The following is a 19,480-nucleotide window of genomic DNA, read 5'->3' on the forward strand; positions in this document are numbered from 1 at the left end:
GGTCGTGAAGGGCGTCGCCGAGGTCACGCTCGACGGCAAGGTCATGACCCTGCGCGAGAACGAATCGACCTACATCCCGATCGGCGGCGTCCATCGCCTCGCCAATCCCGGCAGCGAGCTCCTCGAGGTGGTCGAGGTGCAGACCGGCGACTATGTCGAGGAGGACGACATCGTCCGCTACGAGGACATATACGCCCGGGTGTGAGGCTCGTGACTGAAGAGTTTCAAATCCTCAAACGGATTCGGCCGCTTGGACAAGTCTGACTGTTATGCACCTAGTCCTTCGGATCGCTCGCTCTGCTATTGTCCTCGGGAACGGCGCCGTCGATATCTCCAACCAACGCCTTGGCCGCCACCCAAGCGGCCCGGTTCCGTTCATTGAACTCGACAAGCTCTACGCTGCCTCGACCGACCTTCAGTCGATAAAGTTCCCGCACGATTTCTTCAGCCGTTCCCAGCGCAGGCTGTTCAGGCCCAACCGTCCCCACCGGGACAGTTGAGGTAGCCTTTGCCTGCGGCAGCGGAACAGCAAGGCCTGGGTCTATCGCCGCGATTACATCTATCAACTGCTGGGCTTCGACGTGACGGCCCGCTGCATGTTCGGCAGCGCTTCCTCGTCCGAGCAGCCGGATAATGAGATCTACGTTTCGAGTACCCCGAAAGAGAGAGAGGTCAAATCGTCCAAGCCGCGGGAGCACCTCCCGAACGGCGCTCCAGTTCTCGCTCCGTACAAGCCTATAAACGATGTTGAGCGCCTCTTCTCGTTGGATATCAGCGAGGTCTTCAATCCCCCGAACAAGACCCTCCCAATCAGCAACCTCCAATAGCGCCCGCGCTTGCATTGCCAGCAAACGAGTGTCGCGTGGCTTTGTCTCGAGGGACCGCCTCGTCAACTTCAGCACGGCCTTCCAATTGCCGCCTCTCATGAAGGCTCTCAGCGCTGATGCCTCATCGGAAAGGCTCAACCATATTTGAGCAGCGTCCTCGAAATTTCCCAGGGCTTCCTGACACCGCGCAACCACAACCCGCGCTTCGCGATGGTCAGGCACCATCTCCAGAACAATGTTCGCGCGCTCCATGGCTTCGAGGAACCTTGCGTTGCTCGCCGCCGCTTTCGCCTGGATCAGATGCATATCCGCGGATGTCGACCCCTGCTTCAAAGCCTCATGCGAGGCAGTCAGCGCATCGGATGAAGCACCCAGGCGCACGGACAAGCTCGCCAGCAGCTCATGGGCTCCAACGTCGTTCCCATTCTCCTTCAGATGCGATTTGAGGTACGAATGCGCACTCTTCGGCCCGCTCGTTCCGATGAGCCCTTGAGCGTAAGCACGGCCAGGATCCAGAGCCGCGATCTCCAGGCGCTGGTAGACCTGGACCGCTTTCTCGACACTGCCGAATGTGTGCAAGCGTCCATCGTGTAACAGACACCCTATCTCGCCCAACTTTCCAACGTCTCGAATGTTCCGGGTGGCGAGAATCGTGGCGCTGGAGGCACGGCGGGACTCGAACGCTCGCAGAAAAGCCGCTCGTATACTCGCTGACCCAAATGTGACGGAATCATCAAAAAGATAGAAGTCACAAGGGATTGCATAGCCAATCGCGTAGCTCAGCAACGCACGCTGCGACGGCGGCAGCGATGCCACCGGAAGGTCTATGGAATCGTTCAAATCCGAAAACGCCGTAACGAAAGCAACGACGTCGTTTGGATCGACCTCGTAGAGGTTCGCAAAGAAAGCCGCTAATTCCCGCGCCGTCTTCCCCAACGCGTAGCCAGCGGCTGTGCCGAGAGGCAAAGAGATCGTTCCGCGTCGCTGGACATTGCCGCGCGTTGCACTCGCGATTCCCGCGATAATCCGCAGCAACGTTGTCTTGCCTGCGCCTCGAGCGCCAAGAATCACATAGTGACGCCCCGGCTCGAACTCCGCTTCGATTCCATCGAGGATCTTTCGACGATGTTTGCCCGCGCCAAAGGTCTTTTCGACTGACTTGAGAACTATCATCGCTTCCGCCGTCAGGTGCTTCCGCATCGGAGGAGGCCCTCCTCCGACCAACGAACGAGCACCGGGATAAAATGCCGCGACACAGGACGAAACCTGCCGTCGCTCACTGCCTTCTGCCATACACAGGCACGAGGCACTCGAAATAGGGGTCCAGTAGCACTCGATACCATCAACTGCCCGCTGAGCGGGCCCACGTTCCTCCTTCCCGCACTGTTGCCAAGGATCCGCTCGACCTCATGGAGGCAAACTCTCCGTCGCATGCCTCCAACGTCAAACAGCTTGTGACCTGGTTTTCCGTTCTGGGACAAGCCCCACCCTGCCGAACGCAATTACGAAAGATCATGCCGCCCCGATAACCCTGCTGATTGAATTCGTCGTGCAGTTCGCGGGGTTCGTCAAACTACGCCATAGCCGCTCGTCGAAAACATTCTCGCGCCATCGCCCTTTGCCGTCCATGCTAATTGCCATGCCGGTTTTCACCAGAACGCCGCTAATTGCCGCGCCCGTGAGCGGGCTGCCCTGGTCGGTATTGAACAACTCCGGCTTGCTGCGATGCGCCGAAGCATCCTCGAGAGCCTCAACACAGAACTCCTTTTCCATGTTGATTGACAGCCGCCTCGACAGCGCGCGGGGGCTCAACCAATCGAGCACGCCGACCAGATAGACGGAGCCATGAGCCGTCGGGATGTAGGTAAAGTCGATTGGTCAAACCTAGTTTGACCGCACAACCTCCAAGTCGACCGCCGACATCCGACGCAGCAGATACGCGGAGCCTTCGCTGTCTCGCGATCGGCAGCTTGTACTTGCAGTCGATAATGGCCTTGGGCTTAACAGGCCGGCCTTGCTGAGCGCTCTTTCTCGATAACCGCTCTCCAGCGTCAGCACTGCGATCTTGCCATGTAACGATCTCACATCCACTTCGGGTTGCATCTCTCCACTACCCCTGACCGGATCAAACACGTCGGCAGTATCTTCTTGAAGTTGATCTTTCTACGTTTTCATCTCGTACAGGTGGCGGTCAAAATTCTCAGCTAACTGAGCCAGCGTCACCTCGGCCGGGATCGCAGCGAGAGCCACCTTCGCCTTGAAGGCCGGTACATGGTTCCCGCGAAGATTTTTCACCATCGTCTCTCTGGAGCGAGGGACATTTTTCTGCACGCGACCCGACAGAAACTCCATTTGGCGTGCTTTCCCACTTCCCTGGGCCGGCTCTCATTTGGTCTTGGAATGTCTTTCTTATACCAACGCGCTCATTTAGGATGTGCGCTGTGTGTTTCGCGCAGTATTTCAGCTCAATCACCGTGACAAGACAACTAGCGAGGGCAAGATGACCGAAGTCAATTTTCCGGCCGGAAGCAAATTCGCGCTTACGGCCGATGGCTCGCGTGGAATGTCCCTGCAGGCTGCCGTTGCAATTACAACGGCCATCATCGCTAAGAGCGACTCCATAAAGCCATCCGATTACGCGACCATCAGGGCGCTCTTTAAGAATATCGCGGCCGATGCCATGAGCACCTTGGTGCCAAAGGTAGCGAAGGAAGAGAACTCGCCCCCAGCCAGCTAGGTGTATTTGCTACCTGACCAAAGAGCTACTCTCAAGGTGTAAAAAGTTGGCGGTAGTTCAAGCTGCAGGTTGCCAGTCGGTTTGAATTGAGGCGTATTCCACTGCAAGGGCTGTCGGGGGGGGGGGAGGGCCGGGTAAGCCCGGACCGCAAGGCATAGCGTTGCTCGATACATTTCGACCAGAATCCGTGGCCACCGAGATGTCGGTGATATCAGCACACCGTCCTGATTGAGCCGATCCCTGCCAACGCGCCGCGGCAGAGATGGATAATGCTTGTTCGCTAGGATTCTGGTCCGAGGCTGCTGGCAGATCAGTATCAAGCCCATCAGTCACATCGGGCGGCAAACCGGTTTGACGCTCACCGCATGACCTCTGGCCTTCAGGTGCACGTCATATCCCCTGCCGCGTAGAGTAGTGTCTCCAAGAACTGAAGGGCGATCCTGGCCATCAGTTTGAGGTGCCTCGCCCCGTTCCACGCTCAACTCGCCGACCTTGGCATGTAGCTCGTTGATGCGACCGGCATCTACCGGCTCTAAAGTGGTGCGGCCACGCTGAACGGCCTCGGCCGCCCTTCGACCGGTGCCTCCTTTCATTGATGCACGATCGTCGGATGGACGCCGAATTGGCTCGCCAGTTTGCCAACCGTCTGCTCGCCCTTTATTGCCTCAAGCACAACCCGCGTCTTGACTAAGGCTTGTGCTGCTTCCGCTTTGTCATCGCCGCTCTCGTCAAGTGAAGACCAGCAGCCTCATCTCCAGAACTCACGCCACTGTCTGAATCTCGGGGGAGTAGCTGAATTGTCTCGTGCATAGACTTGGCGCCAGAGTGCCTTAGCTACTTGGAGACTTAGACTGCGGCCTGTGTCTTGGCCACCCCCATGCCATGCCGGGCAACGGCCTCGTCGTCGGCCACGACAGCGATCTGCTGCATTTGCAGGTATTCCCTATCGGTGAGGCGTGCCCGCACCCAGCGGGCCTTCCTGCCGGCCAAGTGGATTACAGTTGGGCCGGCGCCAAGCCGAGGCGTGACCTTCCGGTCGTATACGATATCGAACGTCTCTCCGTCTTCGCTGACCTCGACGACCATAGATGCGGACCGAGCAGCCTGTGGAGCATAATCGAATAGGTAGATTTTCTTGATCGGCGTAAGAGCCTCCAAGTCTACTTTCCACCAAGCATCCTTCTGGCTCTTGGTGCTGAACAGCTTGTGCCGCTGCAGCGGATTGCCATCATTCCCGTTCTCAGCCTTATATGTCAGATGCGTACTACTCATCGAAACAGGCTTACCAACGGAGACGGCAGAACGAGTTTCATGCAGATAGATAGGGGCTCGCCGAGTGAAGAAAGCATTCCCCCAAAACACTGCATTATAATACATCTTCGTGAGGACAAATCCCTTGTCGACAAGATACTGCCGTATCTCATCAAAGCGCGCACCGCCCTCATATAGCGGCTCCTCCGAGATTTCGACGTAGATCCCCTCCAGGCGATCAAGGAACGCTCCGAACCCTTTCAGCACAAGAAGATCTGCCCCTTGCGTGTCGATCACAGCGAGGTTGAAGTCTTCTGGCGTATAATGCTGCCGCAGGATCGTTTCCACACGGCTTGTCTTCATCTCGACCTTGTCGATATAGTGAATGCCGGGGTGCAACTCCGTGAGCCGTCCGGCTGGCAACATGCTCGAAGCCATCCCACGACTGTTGGAAATGTTAAACGTTACCGGCTTTCCATCCACATCGGCGCAGCATGCGTGAAATATACGCTGCAAGGGAAACCGCTCAAGCGTTTCCTTGGATTTTGCGAAAACGTCCGGCATCGCCTCGAAGAAGGCTACAGGGACCTTGCCATAGGCGTTGTAGAACTTGCACTCCAAGGCATTGTTTGCGCCCACATGAATGATGCCCCCTCTCGGGAAGCCAAACTCATTCATGTACTGGAGGTAACTGAGTGCAAAAGACGGGTCTCGTGCTACGGCTGCCATAGACATCCCTTATTCTGTCGCTGGAGGACTGTGAAGTGGCCCTGGTTGTCTGAACAGAGTTTCCGCATCGATAAGTGGAGCGTCTGCCGAGGTTAGGCTGCCACGCGATTGGCAACAGTGTGTAATAGGCTTGATCTGATGTTGTCCCGTCAAGACTCGAATGAGTTCTCCGGTCATTGGACGAAGTCGTGCGACCCGCTGCCCATTATTCATCCGTCGGCAGGTTGAGTCTGCTCCACTTTTTTCTCTGGTAGCTAATGGTGCGGCGCCCCATCGAGCACAGCGTCCGTCCTAGTGCTCTTGCCGGCCCTCGCGGAGTGTTGAAGTCATCGATCGCGTTGAGCGGCCGGAACCAGCGGCTGCTGCGGAGCTGATCGCTGGCGACGACGAGTGACCGCCGCCGGTTCACCTCCCGCGCACGACGAAGGGAGCCCTGGTCTCAATGCATACTTCGATGACGCCGTATCGGCCTCGCCGGTTTACACCGTCGCTTCGCTGATCCCGTGCAGGCGGCAAAGTTCCGAAGGCTTCGCCCCAGCACTGTGCAGCTTAAGCATTCCGCTGATCTACTCTTCGCTAGATCACTTCCGTTTCATGTTTGCTCTCCCCGAACGGACCCTAGTCCACTACAGGAGAGTTTGGGGGAAACAGGTCACGAGATAACTGACAAGTGAAGCACAGCCATTGCCGACTGGTGTAAGATTCTAGACACATTTCCTCTTGTTTGGCGTGAAGGCGCGGCCAGCTATCAGACCTGCGACAATTAGGAGCTTAGAGGGCGGACAGTGTACTGGAGCCCCCTATGGTAACCATATTGACCCGCTCCGGGGCAGTCACTACGGTTGCAGTAGCAAAAGTAAAATGGTGACCAAGTATGCCGGTGATCAAGGTCCTCCCGCGGGGCGATTCGGAAAACAACAATGCCTTGGCGAAGGCCTATAAGAACGTCTACTCGCAGGGGGGAGAAGACGGAATTCTAGCGGAAATCTTCCGCATCATTGGCGCTCAGAACAAGTGGTGCGTCGAGTTCGGCGCTTGGGACGGCGTGTTCCTGTCAAACACTTGCAACCTGATCCGCAATGCAGGCTGGAGCGCCGTCATGATCGAGGGCAACCCGGAACGGTGTCACCAGATCCGAGAGAACTATCCCGGCAACAATAAGGTCATCCCCCTCTGCGCCATGATTGGTTTCGAGAAGGGCGTCGATACCATCGATTATCACCTCGCGACGACTCCGATTCCAAAGAACTTCGATCTACTGAGTATCGACGTCGACGGCATCGACTGGCATATCTGGGAATCCATTGTCGAGTACCGGCCAAGGGTTGTGGTGATCGAGTTTAACCCTACAGTGCCTAATTGTGTGGTCTTCATCCAAGATCGGGACATGAGCATCAATGAGGGCTGTTCGGCGGCCGCCCTGGTCGAACTCGCCAAGACGAAGGGATACGAACTCATCGCCGTAACGAATGGAAACTGCTTCTTCGCCGTCAAAGAGGAGTTCGACAAGTTTGCTGGTGCAGGAATTACCGACAATAGACTGTCACGGATGCGTACTGACCGCGATAACTTCATCTGGTGTGCCTATAATGGAAAGATCTATCAGACGCTCGGACGGTTGAGCTGGTTTGGGAAAAACTACGAGTTCGGCCCCGAGAGCCTGCAGTTCCTTTCCGAGTATTGGTTCCACGGACAATTCCAAGGTCGCCCCGCCAACACGTTGGAGAGAAAAGATCCTCATGGGCCAGATCTAGCGACGCCAGCAGGCATCCTGAGAGAGTTGCATGAACTTCGAGCGAGCCGCGCCAAGCTTAAGGCGGAAGATTTCAACGCGCGCAGTAAGGCGGCTTGGGCGGCAACCAAGGAACTTTGTTCGAGACATACGGAATATGTTGCCGTAGCAGCCGACAGCACACCGTCCGCATTGTCGTCACCGCAGGCCAAGACCGATTGAACCGCCGCTGACGTAGTCTCGAAAGTCGAATTCTGCCAAGAAGCAGAACAGTATCGGTAGTTGAGCGGCGGCGTCTATCGCCGCGCTCAATTCGCGGCTTGAAGACCCTGCACTATCATGGCGAGTAGAATCATCGCAGCAATGGTGTACTCGACTGAGTCATTGTGGAACCAAGCGATAGCATCGAGCAAGAGATGCAGCGAGAAGTCGCAAAGCGCCTTCAGCGTCATGATCTGAGCCTACCACTCCAACGGCTGGCCCGGTACGAAGCAAATTGTCCAACGCAGTCTTTCGCTCGCACGGCGTTTGGATGCCTAATCAACCTGCGCATCGGCCTTAGCAAGGCGGCAGACCGAGTACGATGCCGATCTTCTGCCCCGTATGGCTGCATCGTTCCCCCGTCGCACGGTCGTAGACAGGTGAAAATAACACGTCTCGGATGCCGTTTCGTTTGATGAAGTCGTGGGCCTCGCGGGCGTTGTCCAGAGTGGTTTTGTCAATCCCCAGGACAAACTGCAGCATGAGCGACTTCTTCGGCCCACCGAACAACGCCAGGCGGGCGTCCAGCGAGGACCTGAATGTGTGGCCTTTGGGCGGAGGAACGTTGGCCACCATCGTGATACCGTCAACAATCGAAGCGATCTCAGGGAGGTTGGTGACATCGCAATTCCTTGTTCCCACGCCGACTCCGCAATAGCCGCCTGTCATGCCGGAGCCGAGCGGATCATTGGGGGCAAGTGCCAACTTATAGCCTCTCGCGTGAACCGCCTCCGCCATCTTGACCATGAATGGGGTCAGTAGCGACGCCGGCCGCATGTCGGCGAATTCGCAATCGCAGAGGATGCCCCAGACCCGCGCCGTTCCGGAGGAAAGAACTGCCGGGGCAAGGACAACAAGATCGGTAGCCGTCATGAAGGATCGCTTCCCAACGACGTGGAAATTGGTGAAATATCTTTCTGGGTCGGCTGCGGCGGCCGCATACGAGATTACGTGCTCGTCCGGTATTCCCGCGGCTCTGGTTACGCCGCGCCAGTCCTCTCCCAAGGCGGAGAGCAGGGCCGCCATCGTGGCGGCATCGGCACGCTCATAGCTCGTGTAACTCGTTCTAGCCTGCAAACCCTTAGCGTAGAGCACGGGACCGAAACTGTTCGGATTGTGATTGAAAGTGTTCGAGGCGCATAGATCGCACCTGTTAGCCCACTGCAGCCAAGCGTACTGGACGTGCTTCGATCGCGACTGTATCGACCTGGCGCTGTCGGTGTTGTAGGCGATAGAGACCGGGTGGTGGATGTAATTCTGGATCCCATCCTCAGCCGGCATTGGGGCAAGCCGCCATACTTGGAGGCCCGTCGAGGCCACCATCTCTTCTGTGAAGAGATCAGCGGCGCGCGCCTGTCCAAAGACAGACGTTACCAGCAGGATTAAAATGGTGAGTAAGCGGTGCATGGCGTGTGACCCCGTGATGGCTGCCATATCTCTTCCAAAGTATAAATCTGCAATTTCCGGCGTAGATAGCAAGTTCGAAACTCGCCCAGCAGCAATACAGGCGCTAGAGATTTCCGACTTCGACGAGATACTGCGATCTGCCCGCGGTGCCCGTCAGTACTCAGTTCGGATGCACGCGGGCGTATAACCTCCGACACCTCAAGGCCGTCATCATTACCCTTCATTTGTAGAACGTCCGCCGCTGCCCCCGAGGCGGAGACCACTACACAGTCGAGCGATATGGCCTCGTGCTCACAATGGCTACGATAGCGAAGAAAAAGAGGCCTGCCGTGGACCACAGCAAGTATTCCATCTCTAGTGTACGGTGCGGATAATCAGCATAGTAGCCAAACCTATAGTATGTGATGGCGTGAGTGATGGGATTCCAGATTGCGATTTCACGCAGCGCGGGTGGCATGTAGTCCACCACGAACAGCACACCGGAAAAAGCCATCCAGCCCCTGATTAGTATGGCGTAAATGTATAGCCACGAGAAAAAGAAGCCGGCGATCACGGCATTGAGCAGCCCGACGGCTGCCCCTTGCACAGCGATAATGAGCAATGCCAGCAGGCACCGCAAAGGATCCTGCGGAATTGCCTGTTCTATGCCGGTCAGCCAGATTGCAAACCCAAGGATGATGATAATGACGACCTTGGTTAGCAACTCATCCAGGACATGAATGAGAAACAGGTCGACTTCCGTCACTCTCGGCAACCGGCGCAAGTGGTCCCAGGCGCGCATGCGCCAAGAGATGTGAAAGAACAGATAGAACGGCAGAATGCCCGTCGCGAAGAAGAGGACCACTGAGGGGCCAAAGGGGGCCCTAGAGGTGATCAGAGAATGCGTCCCGGCAAATATCGCGATTACGCCGAGCGGCTCGCCGATCGCCAGCAGGATCGAGAGCTTGCTTCGCCGATAACGCTCGCCGAAGGAGGTCCCCATCAGGAAGATGAGGTTTGAGGCCCAAGACAGCAAGCCATCAAACAAATTACGGGCCCGGGATCCAGTCACTTGCCCACCCCGGTCTCTCCACGACGCCCCCTCGACACCATCGTTTGCTGATCCTCCGTCCGAAGATCCCGAAGTGCAGCATTGGGTTCAATCACAAGCCTACTCCCCAGTTCCACCAGCGCTCGATCGATAATGGCGGAGCGGGTGCTCCACTCGTTGACGCCCATCGAACGTCGATTCGCACGCAGATGCTGAAGCTTCTGAAGAAATCCTTCTGGCGTATCCAGCTGAATGTCGCCCGTAAAAAATGGGCCTGATGGATCCAATCTGCACGCAAAAGCCGGCATCAATCCCTGTGCAAACCATTTCCATGCATTTCACTCGACTGGGAAGGGCAAACGCACCCGCTTTGGCCTTCAAGCGGTTGGGTCCCTACTTCCTTGCCATGATGGTCTTCGCATCGGTCGCGATATTCCTGAAGAGGGCTCGGATAGTCGCATGATCGAGACCCGACTCGCCCTTCGCAATAACGGCAGTCGTGATCGCAACGGCAGCCTGAAGAGCCATTCCGTTCATGCCGTCGTCCTTGAGCGTCAGATCGCTTTCATGAGGAAAATTAATTGCGATCATGTTGGGCTCCTTCTTGGCAATCTATACCGCAGCCGCTTAGGGCAGCCAACGGTTCGAAGCTGGAGCACTACTCCGTGAAGGCTCAGCCACTCGATTCCTGTCCTGAGTTGGGAGCAAGGACAAATGGACATGACATGAGCACTGTGAAAGCTGCCGTCCTGCAAATACACCTCGCATCATGGCCGTCACGACCGTGCTCAATCGGGCTCACAGCCCGGTGTGTATTCCAACAAGAGTGCGGCAGCGAACGAGAGCAGCGGAAGCTAGTGCCACTAGCCAGGCGGCGCAAGCGAAGGGTTCGGAGTCTTACCCTTCGTTTTATACACGCCCGCAATCTCCTCCTCCAGAACCCGCCTCACTTTCGCGTTTGTGGCGAGAGCGGGACAGTACTCATCGAAAAGAAACTGAACAGACTGATCAACAGATCCGGTCATCGCCACGCTGATCAACGGGCTGCCCCCCAAATTTGCGGCGAACGCGGCATACGTGCTGCCTGTACTGATGACCTTCGTGCCACCGATCATCATGTTGAAGTCGAGGAACGCCTTTTGAATCGGATATCTTGCCCGCACGAATCGGTTGATGTCGATAAAGTGCTTGGCGCCGAATTTCTCCGCGAAATGCCCTAGAGTTTCCGGCGAGTCGGACGTGAAAAGTAGCTTGAGACCACCGTCGATACATTTCTGAATTTCCGGGTAGTAGAGTTCGAACGGCGCAGTTCTGCTCACGTAGTGACTAAGAGTAAGGCGCAGCGCTTTCATATCGAGCGCATCTTCCGCCAGCAGCGGAAGATCTCGCTTGAGCATCTCACCGACATCGCCCTTGCGGACGTGAAGCACGGCGTAGTTCTCGGTATTCATTCTCACCTTAGCACTAGCAAGAATTCGCGCCACGACGGGGTCGTGAGGAAGCTCCGCGTAGATTTCGCGGACCTCGGCATCCAACGCCGCCTGGCTCTTTCCTTCATCGGCGAACTGGTAGCCGTGATATACGCCGCTGTAGACTGTCGGGTTATCTTTCAGAAAGAATTCGCGCTCGAACTTCGAGGGCCTCATCGTCTCGAACTCAGGGCCCTGCAGGCTGAGCAGGCCCGCCGGAAAAGGCGTCACCGAGTCAAAGAAGATCAGATCGCGGCTACCGCCAGACGCGTAATACTCTCGAATGTCGAATAGCAGATTGACGTGGTAATCTTTGGTATCAAACTGCTGAAACCAATTTGGCAATGGCGTCCACGCCATGATCATTTGACCGTCGACCTGCCTCGCGAATCGCAGGCCGTACAGTAGGTGCTTCAGTCGCGCGATCAGGCGATCGCTTCGCTTCATGAAGAACGTCGGACGCCGCCGGCGCGATCTCGCGGAACTCAGATGCATGCCCTGCTCCTGGCAACATACTCTTGAAGCATATATTCGATCCAATGCTAGAAGATCGAAGCGTGCACCATGGTGCCTGCTCCGATACCTAAGGTGTTGGAACCTTCCGCGAGTTTATAGCTTCGCGTCCGTGGCGTCACAAACGTTGCGCTTGGGCCCACGAATCGGCCGAGTATGAAACCATCGGTTTTCGCGGCCTATCCTGTGATTTCGCCGCACTGGAGTGGCCTTCTGCCAGGAACTGGCTTATAAAAAATGGTGATCGACTAGGGTCTTGCGGCAAGTCGTGAATATCGCGCGGCAGGATGGCCTCAGCCTTCCTGCTGGGATACAACTTCCTGCTCTGTTCCCAGCACAGTACACGGGTTCGAGCAGATGACGCGCTCAACTATTTTCGTCCGTAGAGGTGATCGCCTAATCGCGCGCCTCAAGCATCTTTTTTACGCATGGCGGTTCGCCGACCAGATCGACGCGCGCGTCGTCATGGTCTGGCCCTCCCTGCCGGTGTTCTGGCATCAGTTCGACGGCACGGATTACAGCCCTTCACTGATCTTCAATTTGCGGGATTTCTACGCGGCCGGCGGTGGCGACGATCTCGTCTTTCTCGAGGGACCGGTCAGCTACCCCCTCCCCCGGCGCAGCCTGCGGGACAAGGAATTTGCGGCTATGCGGCCCCGGGCCTTCGACAGGGCCTATTTTGCCGAGAACCCTTCGACATTCTATGAGCAGGATGCGGTTGTCTTCTCGTTCGCCGACGAGCCTCGAACGCGGGAATACACCTACAATACCCTCCGCAAACTTTACGATCGCCTGCCCCACGATCCCGCGATCACGCGGTCGATCGGGATTGCCGGTCAGCGTATCGGTGACGAACAATATGTCGGTCTTCACGTTCGCCGCGGCGATGTTGACGAGATGCTCCGACAGGACCTGCCGAAGCTTGCCGAAGGCGCGCTCACTCCTGAACGGCTTGCTCTCCTGATGGGCCACTATGTCTGCCGGACTGCCTTGAACGAGTTCTATTACAAGTCGATAGAAGCCGCGATCACCGCAGGGCAGAAGATCGTCTATTTTTCCGACAGCCCCGATACCTTGGATCACTTCGTTAAGACGTTCGGCAGGCGTCACTTTGTGGATGCCGGGGCGTTCCGCATGCGCTATCCGATCCAGAAGGCCTTCCTAGACTTCAACCTCCTGGTAGGCGCGAGCCGCATCATCAGCACGGGAAGCAACTACGCGTCCTTCGCCGCAACGCTGGGGAACAGCGAATTGACGAACGTCGCGGTCGCCGGCAGCCTGGAGCAACTCGAAAGGCATCTTCACGTCGAGTATCTGAACGACGTGCAGATCGGTGCCGACGGCAGCCGAATTCTACGCAACGAGCTCGAAAAGCAGTATCTGCGACGTTCGCGCATGAGGCCTTTGGAAGCTGAAGAAGCGCTCCCTGCCGCATTGTAGACATGGGCTGAAGTGAGATATTCCTATCGCGCTGCGGTGCGCCTGGAAGGTTTGCCGGAGTGCGCACCAGGAGGACTTCAAGATGAACCCAAACTCACCCGAGGCAGTTCGCGACGAATCAACCGCGTTCCGCGATTCTTCCATCAGCGCCGGGCCGCTGAAGCTTCACCTGGGATGCGGCCCGAAACACATCCCGGGTTTCTATCACGTCGATGCACTGGAATACCCCAATGTAGATCGCGTCGCCTTGATCGACCGTCTCGACTTCCTGTCGGACGAAACGGTCGATCTCATCTATGCGTCTCACGTCCTCGAGCATTTCGGGCGCCACGAAGTCGACAACGTGCTTCGGGAATGGCATCGCGTGCTGCGGCCCGGCGGGGTCCTGCGCCTGGCGGTCCCCGACTTCAAGGCGTGCAGCCGGCTCTATCTCGAAGGCAAGTTGGCAAACGGCATCAACGACATCATGGGACTGATCATCGGCGGCCAGCGCAACGACCATGATTTTCACTACGTCCTCTTCGACCAGGAAACGCTCGAAGCACGCCTGAAGGGCGTGGGATTCTCACATTGCCGGCTTTGGGATTGGCGTTCTACGGAACACCACAATCTTGATGACTACAGCCAAGCCTACCTGCCGCACATGGACAAGACCAATGGGACGCTGGTCAGCCTGAACATGGAAGCCGTCAAGTAGGCCTGGGCGCCGATCCAGTCTGCTCGACATTCTTGAGGTACCAGTCGTAGGCCTTGCGAATACCCTCGTGGATGTCGATCTTCGCGCGCCAACCCATGGCCGCCAGTTTGGTCCCATCCATTAGCTTGCGCGGCATCCCGTCCGGCTTCGTGGTGTCATAGTTGAAGCCGCCGCGGTAGCCAACGACATCTCCAATCATCTCGGCCAGTTCGCTGATCTTGTAGTCGACCCCGCTTCCGATGTTGATATGGCCGAATCCGTCGTAGTTCTTTAGCAGAAAGAGGCAGGCATCGGCCATGTCGTCGACATGGAGGAACTCCCGCTTGGGCGTTCCCGTGCCCCAGAGCGTAACGGGCTCGTCGGCGAGTTTGGCCGCATGCATCTTTCGGATCAGCGCGGGCATGACGTGGCTCGAGGCGAGGTCGAAGTTATCGTTCGGGCCGTAGAGGTTGGTAGGCATCGCGGAAATGAAATTGCAGCCATACTGCTTGCGATAGGCCTGGCACAGTTTGATGCCCGCGATCTTCGCGACAGCATACCCCTCGTTCGTTGGCTCCAGAGGACCCGCGAGAAGCGACTCTTCCACTATCGGCTGCTCGGCCAGGCGCGGATAGATGCAGCTCGAGCCAAGATAAAGCAGCTTCTCGACTTTCCCTTCGAACGAAGAGTGTATGAGGTTGGTCGAGATCGCCAAGTTCTCGTAAAGAAAGTCCGCCGGGAAAGAGTTGTTGGCGAGAACGCCACCGACTTTACCCGCCGCAACAATCACGACGTCAGGGCGATTGTCGGACATCCAGCGTCGGACGGCCGACAAGTCCTTTAGGTCGACCTCCTGTCGGGTCGCTGTCAATATCCGGCAATCCTCTGACTTGCTCAACGCCCGTACCAGCGCGCTACCAACCATGCCCCGATGGCCGGTAACCCAGACAGACTTGCCCTTCAGTGAAAACGTCATGGCCAACTATCCTCAACTCTGCCTGTGACTCTCAATCCCTGACTTCAGAAAGCCGTAAGGTGACACCTTTGGGCCCAACAACGGAATGACTCGTTTTGCCGAGAGCAAGGTCCACCTCAACCATCTCTCTTACGAGCTCTTGGAAGCTGATGCGATGCTTCCAGTCCAACAAACGCCGAGCCTTCGAAGGGTCTCCCAACAGAAAGTCAACCTCCGTCGGACGGAAGTACCGCGCATCCACCCTAATGCGCGTCTGGCCGGTCTTTCTGTCGATGCCTCGTTCCCCTATGCCTTGACCTTCCCAGGAAATATCGATTCCGACTTCGCGAAACGCCAGTTCGACAAATTCGCGAACACTATGGGCTTCGCCGGTCGCCAAAACGAAATCATCGGGAACGTCGTGTTGCACGATCCGCCATATGCCCTCGACATAGTCCGCAGCATGCCCCCAATCCCTGCGGGCATCCAGGTTGCCGAGAAGCAACTCCTGTTGCTTGCCCTGAACGATGGCTGCCACCGCTCTCGTAATCTTGCGTGTGACAAAAGTCTCGCCACGCAGCGGGCTTTCATGGTTGAACAAGATACCATTGGATGCATGGATACCGTAGGCTTCCCGATAGTTTACCACGATCCAGTACGCGTAGAGCTTCGCCACGGCATAGGGGCTGCGCGGATGAAACGTCGTTGTCTCACTTTGCGGCGGCGGCGTCGCTCCATAGAGCTCCGATGTCGACGCCTGATAGAAGCGGACGCTGCGCTCGATACCCAGAATTCGAACGGCCTCGAGAAGACGCAATACGCCTGTCGCGTCTGCGTTCGCCGTGTATTCCGGAGTCTCGAAGCTCACCATAACGTGGCTTTGCGCCCCAAGGTTGTAGATTTCAGTTGGCTGAACGCTCTGGATCAGTCGCACCAGACTCATGCTGTCCGTGAGATCGCCGTGATGCAGATAGAACGGCAATCCCTCCTTGACCTGCCGCTCCAGCATATCGTCGACGCGGGGTGTATTGAAGCTGGAAGACCTCCTCTTGATGCCGTGGACGACATAGCCCTTCTTGAGCAGCAAGTCTGCAAGATACGCGCCGTCTTGACCTGTGACGCCGGTAATTAGTGCAATTGGCGAAGCCACTTCAGTACTCCCTTAGGATCCGCAGTTCGTTCCGTCTATACACCGCATTAGACATGCTCGCCGACGGCACGCACAACCATGAGACCCACTATCCAGATACCAAAAAAAGCCAGCGCTGCAATGAGTGTTGATTGACCCCGCCTAGGATATGTCGAACTCTCGGCAAGTACCGGACGTACATAGGGGGTAAGATACAGGTGCTGCGCCGCGGCATTAGCCCGTGCCTGATCGAACGCCTGTTGTGCCGCTACGTATCCCGCCTGCGCGTACTGACGCTCCAGATCCAACCGCTCGTAGCGTCCGACGAGGTCGGTTAGGACCTTGTTGCCTTCCCTGTCTTTCGAAACCTCCTTCACCATCTTGTCTAATTGATCCTTGGTGGCGGCAATGCGAGAGCGTAGGGATTGTGCCGCAGGCGTATTCGGATTTTGTTGCTGACTCAGAAGAGTGGCGAGGTCGGCCTGCTGCTGTATGAGCTGGCCGCGCAAGGTCTGAACTAGCGCTACATTCGTGGAAAGAGCCCCACTCGGATCGATCAGCCCCTCTTTGAGCCGGTAATCCGTCAGCTCCTGACGTGCCGCCCTAAGACGCTCCTCGGCCCGCCGGACCTCGCCTTCGGCGAATCGCACGGAGTCCATCTGCGGTCTTTTCGCGACACCGTTTACCAAATCTTCCGAAAGCATAACCATTGTATTGGCAATCAACAGAGCGTCCTGTGGCGAAAACGCCCTGACAGTCACAACGGCCAGTCCCGTCATCGGATCGTAGTTCGCCGTGACCATCCGGTTCCAGTAAACAAGGAACCGCTCCATCGGTAGGCTCCTGGCAAAGCGTGCCCAGAGATCATTCTTGACCACATCGCTGTCGTAAAGCGAGCGAACGTCGATACGGCGCTGCAATTCCTCAACGACCTGTCTGCTGAGCAGGTAATCGGTGACGACGTAATTCTGCATCGTCGCGGTAGAGCCGCCCAGCATTGCGCCGCCCATCAGAGCAAACCCGCCAGCTCCGCCCATGGCAGCACTTGGAGATGTAGCGTTAATCGGAGGTGGACTTCCCGGAAGTACCGGGCTGGACTCCATGACGGCGAACTTGAACTCAGCGACGTATTGGTCTGCAGCGAACAGGTAATAGTAGAGTGCAACAAGCCCGGTCGGCAAAATGACGCACAGCAGAAAAGACCATGCCAGTTTTCGTCGCGATCGCGGCTTGCGCTGCGGTAGCGGCGGCAAATCCACATTGAGCGCGCGACCATCTGTCTTTTCCTTCGTCGCCGGCAGAACGGTCTGTATGCCAGCTGGCCCCCGCACGATTGGATCAGCGAAGTCGCTGTCGTCGGAGGTAAACGGGGGCATTTCACGAGGACGCTGAGTCCCCTGCTGTGTATCTCTGCTGAACGGAGAATCATGCGTATCAGGCATAAACCCGATGCTCCTCGATCGACGCGTGCGGTAAAATCCGTGGACAGCCTGAGGCAGCTCCAGCCAGCCTCGCGCCTTTGCTCTGAAGTAGCTACGCGATAGTATCCTCGACAAATTAACGCGTCACTAGGGCTGTACGTATAGCATGTTACACCTGTTCACCATTACTTGATAGTTTTGGCCACGGTTGGCGAACAGTCCGCGCTGAAACGGCCGGATCACAACGTGAGGACTGCATCCCGCTCTCACTCTGCTGAGCTTTGCGACTTTTCTAGGGAAGATCAAGGTGACCATGAGCGACACCTCTACTACTGAAATGCAGCCCTCAAAACTGAGCCTGCGAACCACAAATCTCATGCCGCCCTTCAATCGACTAGTTGGAGTGCTGCCGAAGTCGGTACTGTCGGTGCCGTCGATGATGTCCGTCGCCGAGCGTCGGTTCCTCTACGGGCTGGCTGCGAGGTACTACGAGGGCGAAGGCCTGATCGTCGATGCAGGCATCTTCCTGGGTGCGTCGACGCGGTGTTTCGGGGAAGGACTGCACGAGAATCCCAATCTTCCGGCGTCGGTCAAGAAGTGGCAGCGCCCGATCGTTTCCTTCGAACGGGGCATCGTCACGCCCACCATGCCCCTCTTCTTCAAGCGGAACGGCCTCGAGTTCAGCGGGGCTCCCGGCGATTCCTTTTCGGATCTGGTGCAGGGCAACATCGCCCCTGTCGTCAATGTCGTGGAGTTGCGGCTCGGCGACATCCAGGAGACCGGAGCCATAAACCACCCCATCGAGATCCTCTTTCTCGATGTGCTCAAGCTGCCGGAGATCAACAAGTTCGTCGTCGAAAACTACTACTCCCGATTGATTCCGGGCCGCTCGATCGTCATCCAGCAGGACTACTTCTACGATCTGCTGCCGTACGTGAAGACCTATCAGGAGGCCCTCTCCGAGTACTTCACCTTCGTCGGCGAGATTGGCTCGACAGCCGTGTTTCTCTGCAAGAAGCAGATCCCCCAGGAGGCGACGCTCCGGATCGAGGAAAGACTGGACGCGTCGGAGCAGCTTCGGCTCTCCGCCGTGGCGCTGCAACGCTCGACCGACCCCGCCCGGCGTTTCCTCATGGCACTGTCGAGAGCCCGGCTCATCCGCAAGCTGCAGGGCGCGAAGGCAGCCCAGGCCTATCTCGAATTCGTAAGGTCGGAATACCCGGAGGAAGCGGACTCCGAGCGCTCGCCGCGGCTGCGTGAAGCCCTCAGGGGCGCCGAAATTGCTTGCCGTGCCAAGGGAGCACCGATCCCGGAAGCCGCCGACGCCGATATCTGATCGGCGCCTACTCGGACGCGTCACCCAAGCCAGACAAGGCTATCGGAAGGTACGCGTATCGCGGCTAGTGACAACGAAGATGCCAAGACCCCTGATGTGCGGGAACGGCGCGACGCTAAGATCCTGCTCCAGTCAGTTCGCGGCATGCCCTGCTCAGGCGGAGCATGCCGCTACCGCCCGCTGAGACGACTTTATATGCCTTGTTCGGCTTCCTGCTTGGCAGCCTTCCGGATCAGCCGCACACCTTCCATCAGAGCTGCGATGATGATCTTCTTCTCGCTCTCGCTGGCTTCGCTCTGAACGTAGTCCACCACGATCCGCATTGTTTCCGGGAAGCCGAGGGCTGCCGCTCGCTTCTGGATACCCTGGGCATTGCGGAACATCTCGATTGCCTTGGCGAGTTCTTCCTTCTCCTCGGGCTGCACCGCGGCTTCGAGTTCCGGCGTCGGCTCCAGCGTGCCCTTGGCGATCAGCCCGAGACGCTCCCGCTTCATGGCGCCCGACGAGTCCGGAATGCTCCGGAGCACGCGGATATGTTTCGGTTGGTCGATAAAAAGCAGCATACTC

Annotated in this window: 18 protein-coding genes and 1 pseudogene; 6 read left to right on the top strand and 13 right to left on the bottom strand. The window is 57.2% G+C overall.

What is annotated here, in order from left to right; translation table 11 throughout:
• Positions 1 to 205, top strand: a 205-nt coding sequence (locus tag LJ725_RS22085) for a phosphomannose isomerase type II C-terminal cupin domain (protein WP_230553112.1), incomplete at its 5' end; no start/stop codon positions are given.
• Between the two features lie 70 nt (positions 206 to 275).
• Here the strand turns inward: LJ725_RS22085 and LJ725_RS22090 are convergent.
• The 3 genes and pseudogenes from LJ725_RS22090 to LJ725_RS22100 all read right to left on the bottom strand — a co-directional run bounded on the left by LJ725_RS22090 (position 276) and on the right by LJ725_RS22100 (position 3,179).
• Complete coding sequence (locus LJ725_RS22090; protein WP_230553113.1) at positions 276 to 2,000, bottom strand: ATP-binding cassette domain-containing protein; 1,725 nt, start codon at positions 1,998 to 2,000, stop codon at positions 276 to 278.
• A 396-nt stretch (positions 2,001 to 2,396) separates the two neighbouring features.
• Positions 2,397 to 2,702, bottom strand: a pseudogene (locus LJ725_RS22095) (DDE-type integrase/transposase/recombinase); the annotation flags it as partial.
• Between the two features lie 288 nt (positions 2,703 to 2,990).
• Positions 2,991 to 3,179, bottom strand: a complete 189-nt coding sequence (locus tag LJ725_RS22100; protein WP_230553115.1) for a hypothetical protein — start codon at positions 3,177 to 3,179, stop codon at positions 2,991 to 2,993.
• A 148-nt stretch (positions 3,180 to 3,327) separates the two neighbouring features.
• On the opposite strand from LJ725_RS22100, the gene LJ725_RS22105 reads away from it, so the two are divergent.
• Positions 3,328 to 3,564 (top strand): hypothetical protein, encoded by a 237-nt coding sequence (locus LJ725_RS22105; RefSeq protein ID WP_230553116.1) that lies wholly within the window; start codon positions 3,328 to 3,330, stop codon positions 3,562 to 3,564.
• An 846-nt stretch (positions 3,565 to 4,410) separates the two neighbouring features.
• On the opposite strand, the gene LJ725_RS22110 is transcribed toward LJ725_RS22105, so the two are convergent.
• A complete protein-coding gene (locus LJ725_RS22110; protein ID WP_230553117.1) occupies positions 4,411 to 5,544 on the bottom strand; it encodes an FkbM family methyltransferase in 1,134 nt (377 codons plus the stop codon).
• A gap of 874 nt (positions 5,545 to 6,418) precedes the next feature.
• On the opposite strand from LJ725_RS22110, the gene LJ725_RS22115 reads away from it, so the two are divergent.
• A complete protein-coding gene (locus tag LJ725_RS22115) occupies positions 6,419 to 7,498 on the top strand; it encodes a hypothetical protein (RefSeq protein ID WP_230553118.1) in 1,080 nt (359 codons plus the stop codon).
• An 86-nt stretch (positions 7,499 to 7,584) separates the two neighbouring features.
• Here LJ725_RS22115 and LJ725_RS22120 read toward each other — a convergent pair whose 3' ends face one another.
• The 5 genes from LJ725_RS22120 to LJ725_RS22140 form a co-directional block, all read right to left on the bottom strand.
• Positions 7,585 to 7,728, bottom strand: a complete 144-nt coding sequence (locus tag LJ725_RS22120; protein WP_230553119.1) for a hypothetical protein — start codon at positions 7,726 to 7,728, stop codon at positions 7,585 to 7,587.
• A gap of 106 nt (positions 7,729 to 7,834) precedes the next feature.
• A complete protein-coding gene (locus LJ725_RS22125) occupies positions 7,835 to 8,971 on the bottom strand; it encodes a hypothetical protein (RefSeq protein ID WP_230553120.1) in 1,137 nt (378 codons plus the stop codon).
• A 235-nt stretch (positions 8,972 to 9,206) separates the two neighbouring features.
• Entirely contained in the window at positions 9,207 to 9,995 is a 789-nt protein-coding gene (locus LJ725_RS22130) for an ABC transporter permease (protein ID WP_230553121.1), read from the bottom strand.
• Positions 9,996 to 10,367: 372 nt separating this feature from the next.
• Positions 10,368 to 10,565 carry a hypothetical protein gene (locus LJ725_RS22135; protein WP_230553122.1) on the bottom strand — a complete coding sequence of 66 codons (198 nt, stop codon included), beginning with the start codon at positions 10,563 to 10,565 and terminating at the stop codon, positions 10,368 to 10,370.
• Between the two features lie 272 nt (positions 10,566 to 10,837).
• Positions 10,838 to 11,938 carry a hypothetical protein gene (locus LJ725_RS22140; protein ID WP_230553123.1) on the bottom strand — a complete coding sequence of 367 codons (1,101 nt, stop codon included), beginning with the start codon at positions 11,936 to 11,938 and terminating at the stop codon, positions 10,838 to 10,840.
• 375 nt (positions 11,939 to 12,313) lie between these two features.
• Here LJ725_RS22140 and LJ725_RS22145 point away from each other — a divergent pair, with 375 nt between their 5' ends.
• A complete protein-coding gene (locus LJ725_RS22145) occupies positions 12,314 to 13,396 on the top strand; it encodes a hypothetical protein (RefSeq protein ID WP_230553124.1) in 1,083 nt (360 codons plus the stop codon).
• Between the two features lie 82 nt (positions 13,397 to 13,478).
• Complete coding sequence (locus LJ725_RS22150; protein WP_230553125.1) at positions 13,479 to 14,093, top strand: class I SAM-dependent methyltransferase; 615 nt, start codon at positions 13,479 to 13,481, stop codon at positions 14,091 to 14,093.
• Here LJ725_RS22150 and LJ725_RS22155 read toward each other — a convergent pair.
• The 3 genes from LJ725_RS22155 to LJ725_RS22165 are packed head-to-tail and all read right to left on the bottom strand — an operon-like array spanning position 14,086 to position 17,598.
• The gene (locus tag LJ725_RS22155; RefSeq protein WP_329958384.1) at positions 14,086 to 15,048 is read right to left on the bottom strand and encodes a GDP-L-fucose synthase family protein; all 963 of its coding nucleotides are present in this window, start codon (positions 15,046 to 15,048) and stop codon (positions 14,086 to 14,088) included. The genes LJ725_RS22150 and LJ725_RS22155 overlap by 8 nt on opposite strands.
• A 31-nt stretch (positions 15,049 to 15,079) precedes the next feature.
• Positions 15,080 to 16,177 carry a GDP-mannose 4,6-dehydratase gene (gmd, locus tag LJ725_RS22160; protein ID WP_230553126.1) on the bottom strand — a complete coding sequence of 366 codons (1,098 nt, stop codon included), beginning with the start codon at positions 16,175 to 16,177 and terminating at the stop codon, positions 15,080 to 15,082.
• A gap of 47 nt (positions 16,178 to 16,224) precedes the next feature.
• The gene (locus LJ725_RS22165; protein ID WP_230553127.1) at positions 16,225 to 17,598 is read right to left on the bottom strand and encodes a hypothetical protein; all 1,374 of its coding nucleotides are present in this window, start codon (positions 17,596 to 17,598) and stop codon (positions 16,225 to 16,227) included.
• Positions 17,599 to 17,890: 292 nt separating this feature from the next.
• On the opposite strand from LJ725_RS22165, the gene LJ725_RS22170 reads away from it, so the two are divergent.
• Entirely contained in the window at positions 17,891 to 18,913 is a 1,023-nt protein-coding gene (locus LJ725_RS22170) for a hypothetical protein (protein ID WP_230553128.1), read from the top strand.
• A gap of 191 nt (positions 18,914 to 19,104) precedes the next feature.
• Here the strand turns inward: LJ725_RS22170 and LJ725_RS22175 are convergent, their stop codons facing one another.
• The gene (locus LJ725_RS22175; protein WP_230553129.1) at positions 19,105 to 19,476 is read right to left on the bottom strand and encodes a hypothetical protein; all 372 of its coding nucleotides are present in this window, start codon (positions 19,474 to 19,476) and stop codon (positions 19,105 to 19,107) included.
• Positions 19,477 to 19,480: the final 4 nt, after the last annotated feature.

The organism is Reyranella aquatilis, from assembly GCF_020880995.1.
Lineage (GTDB): Bacteria > Pseudomonadota > Alphaproteobacteria > Reyranellales > Reyranellaceae > Reyranella > Reyranella aquatilis.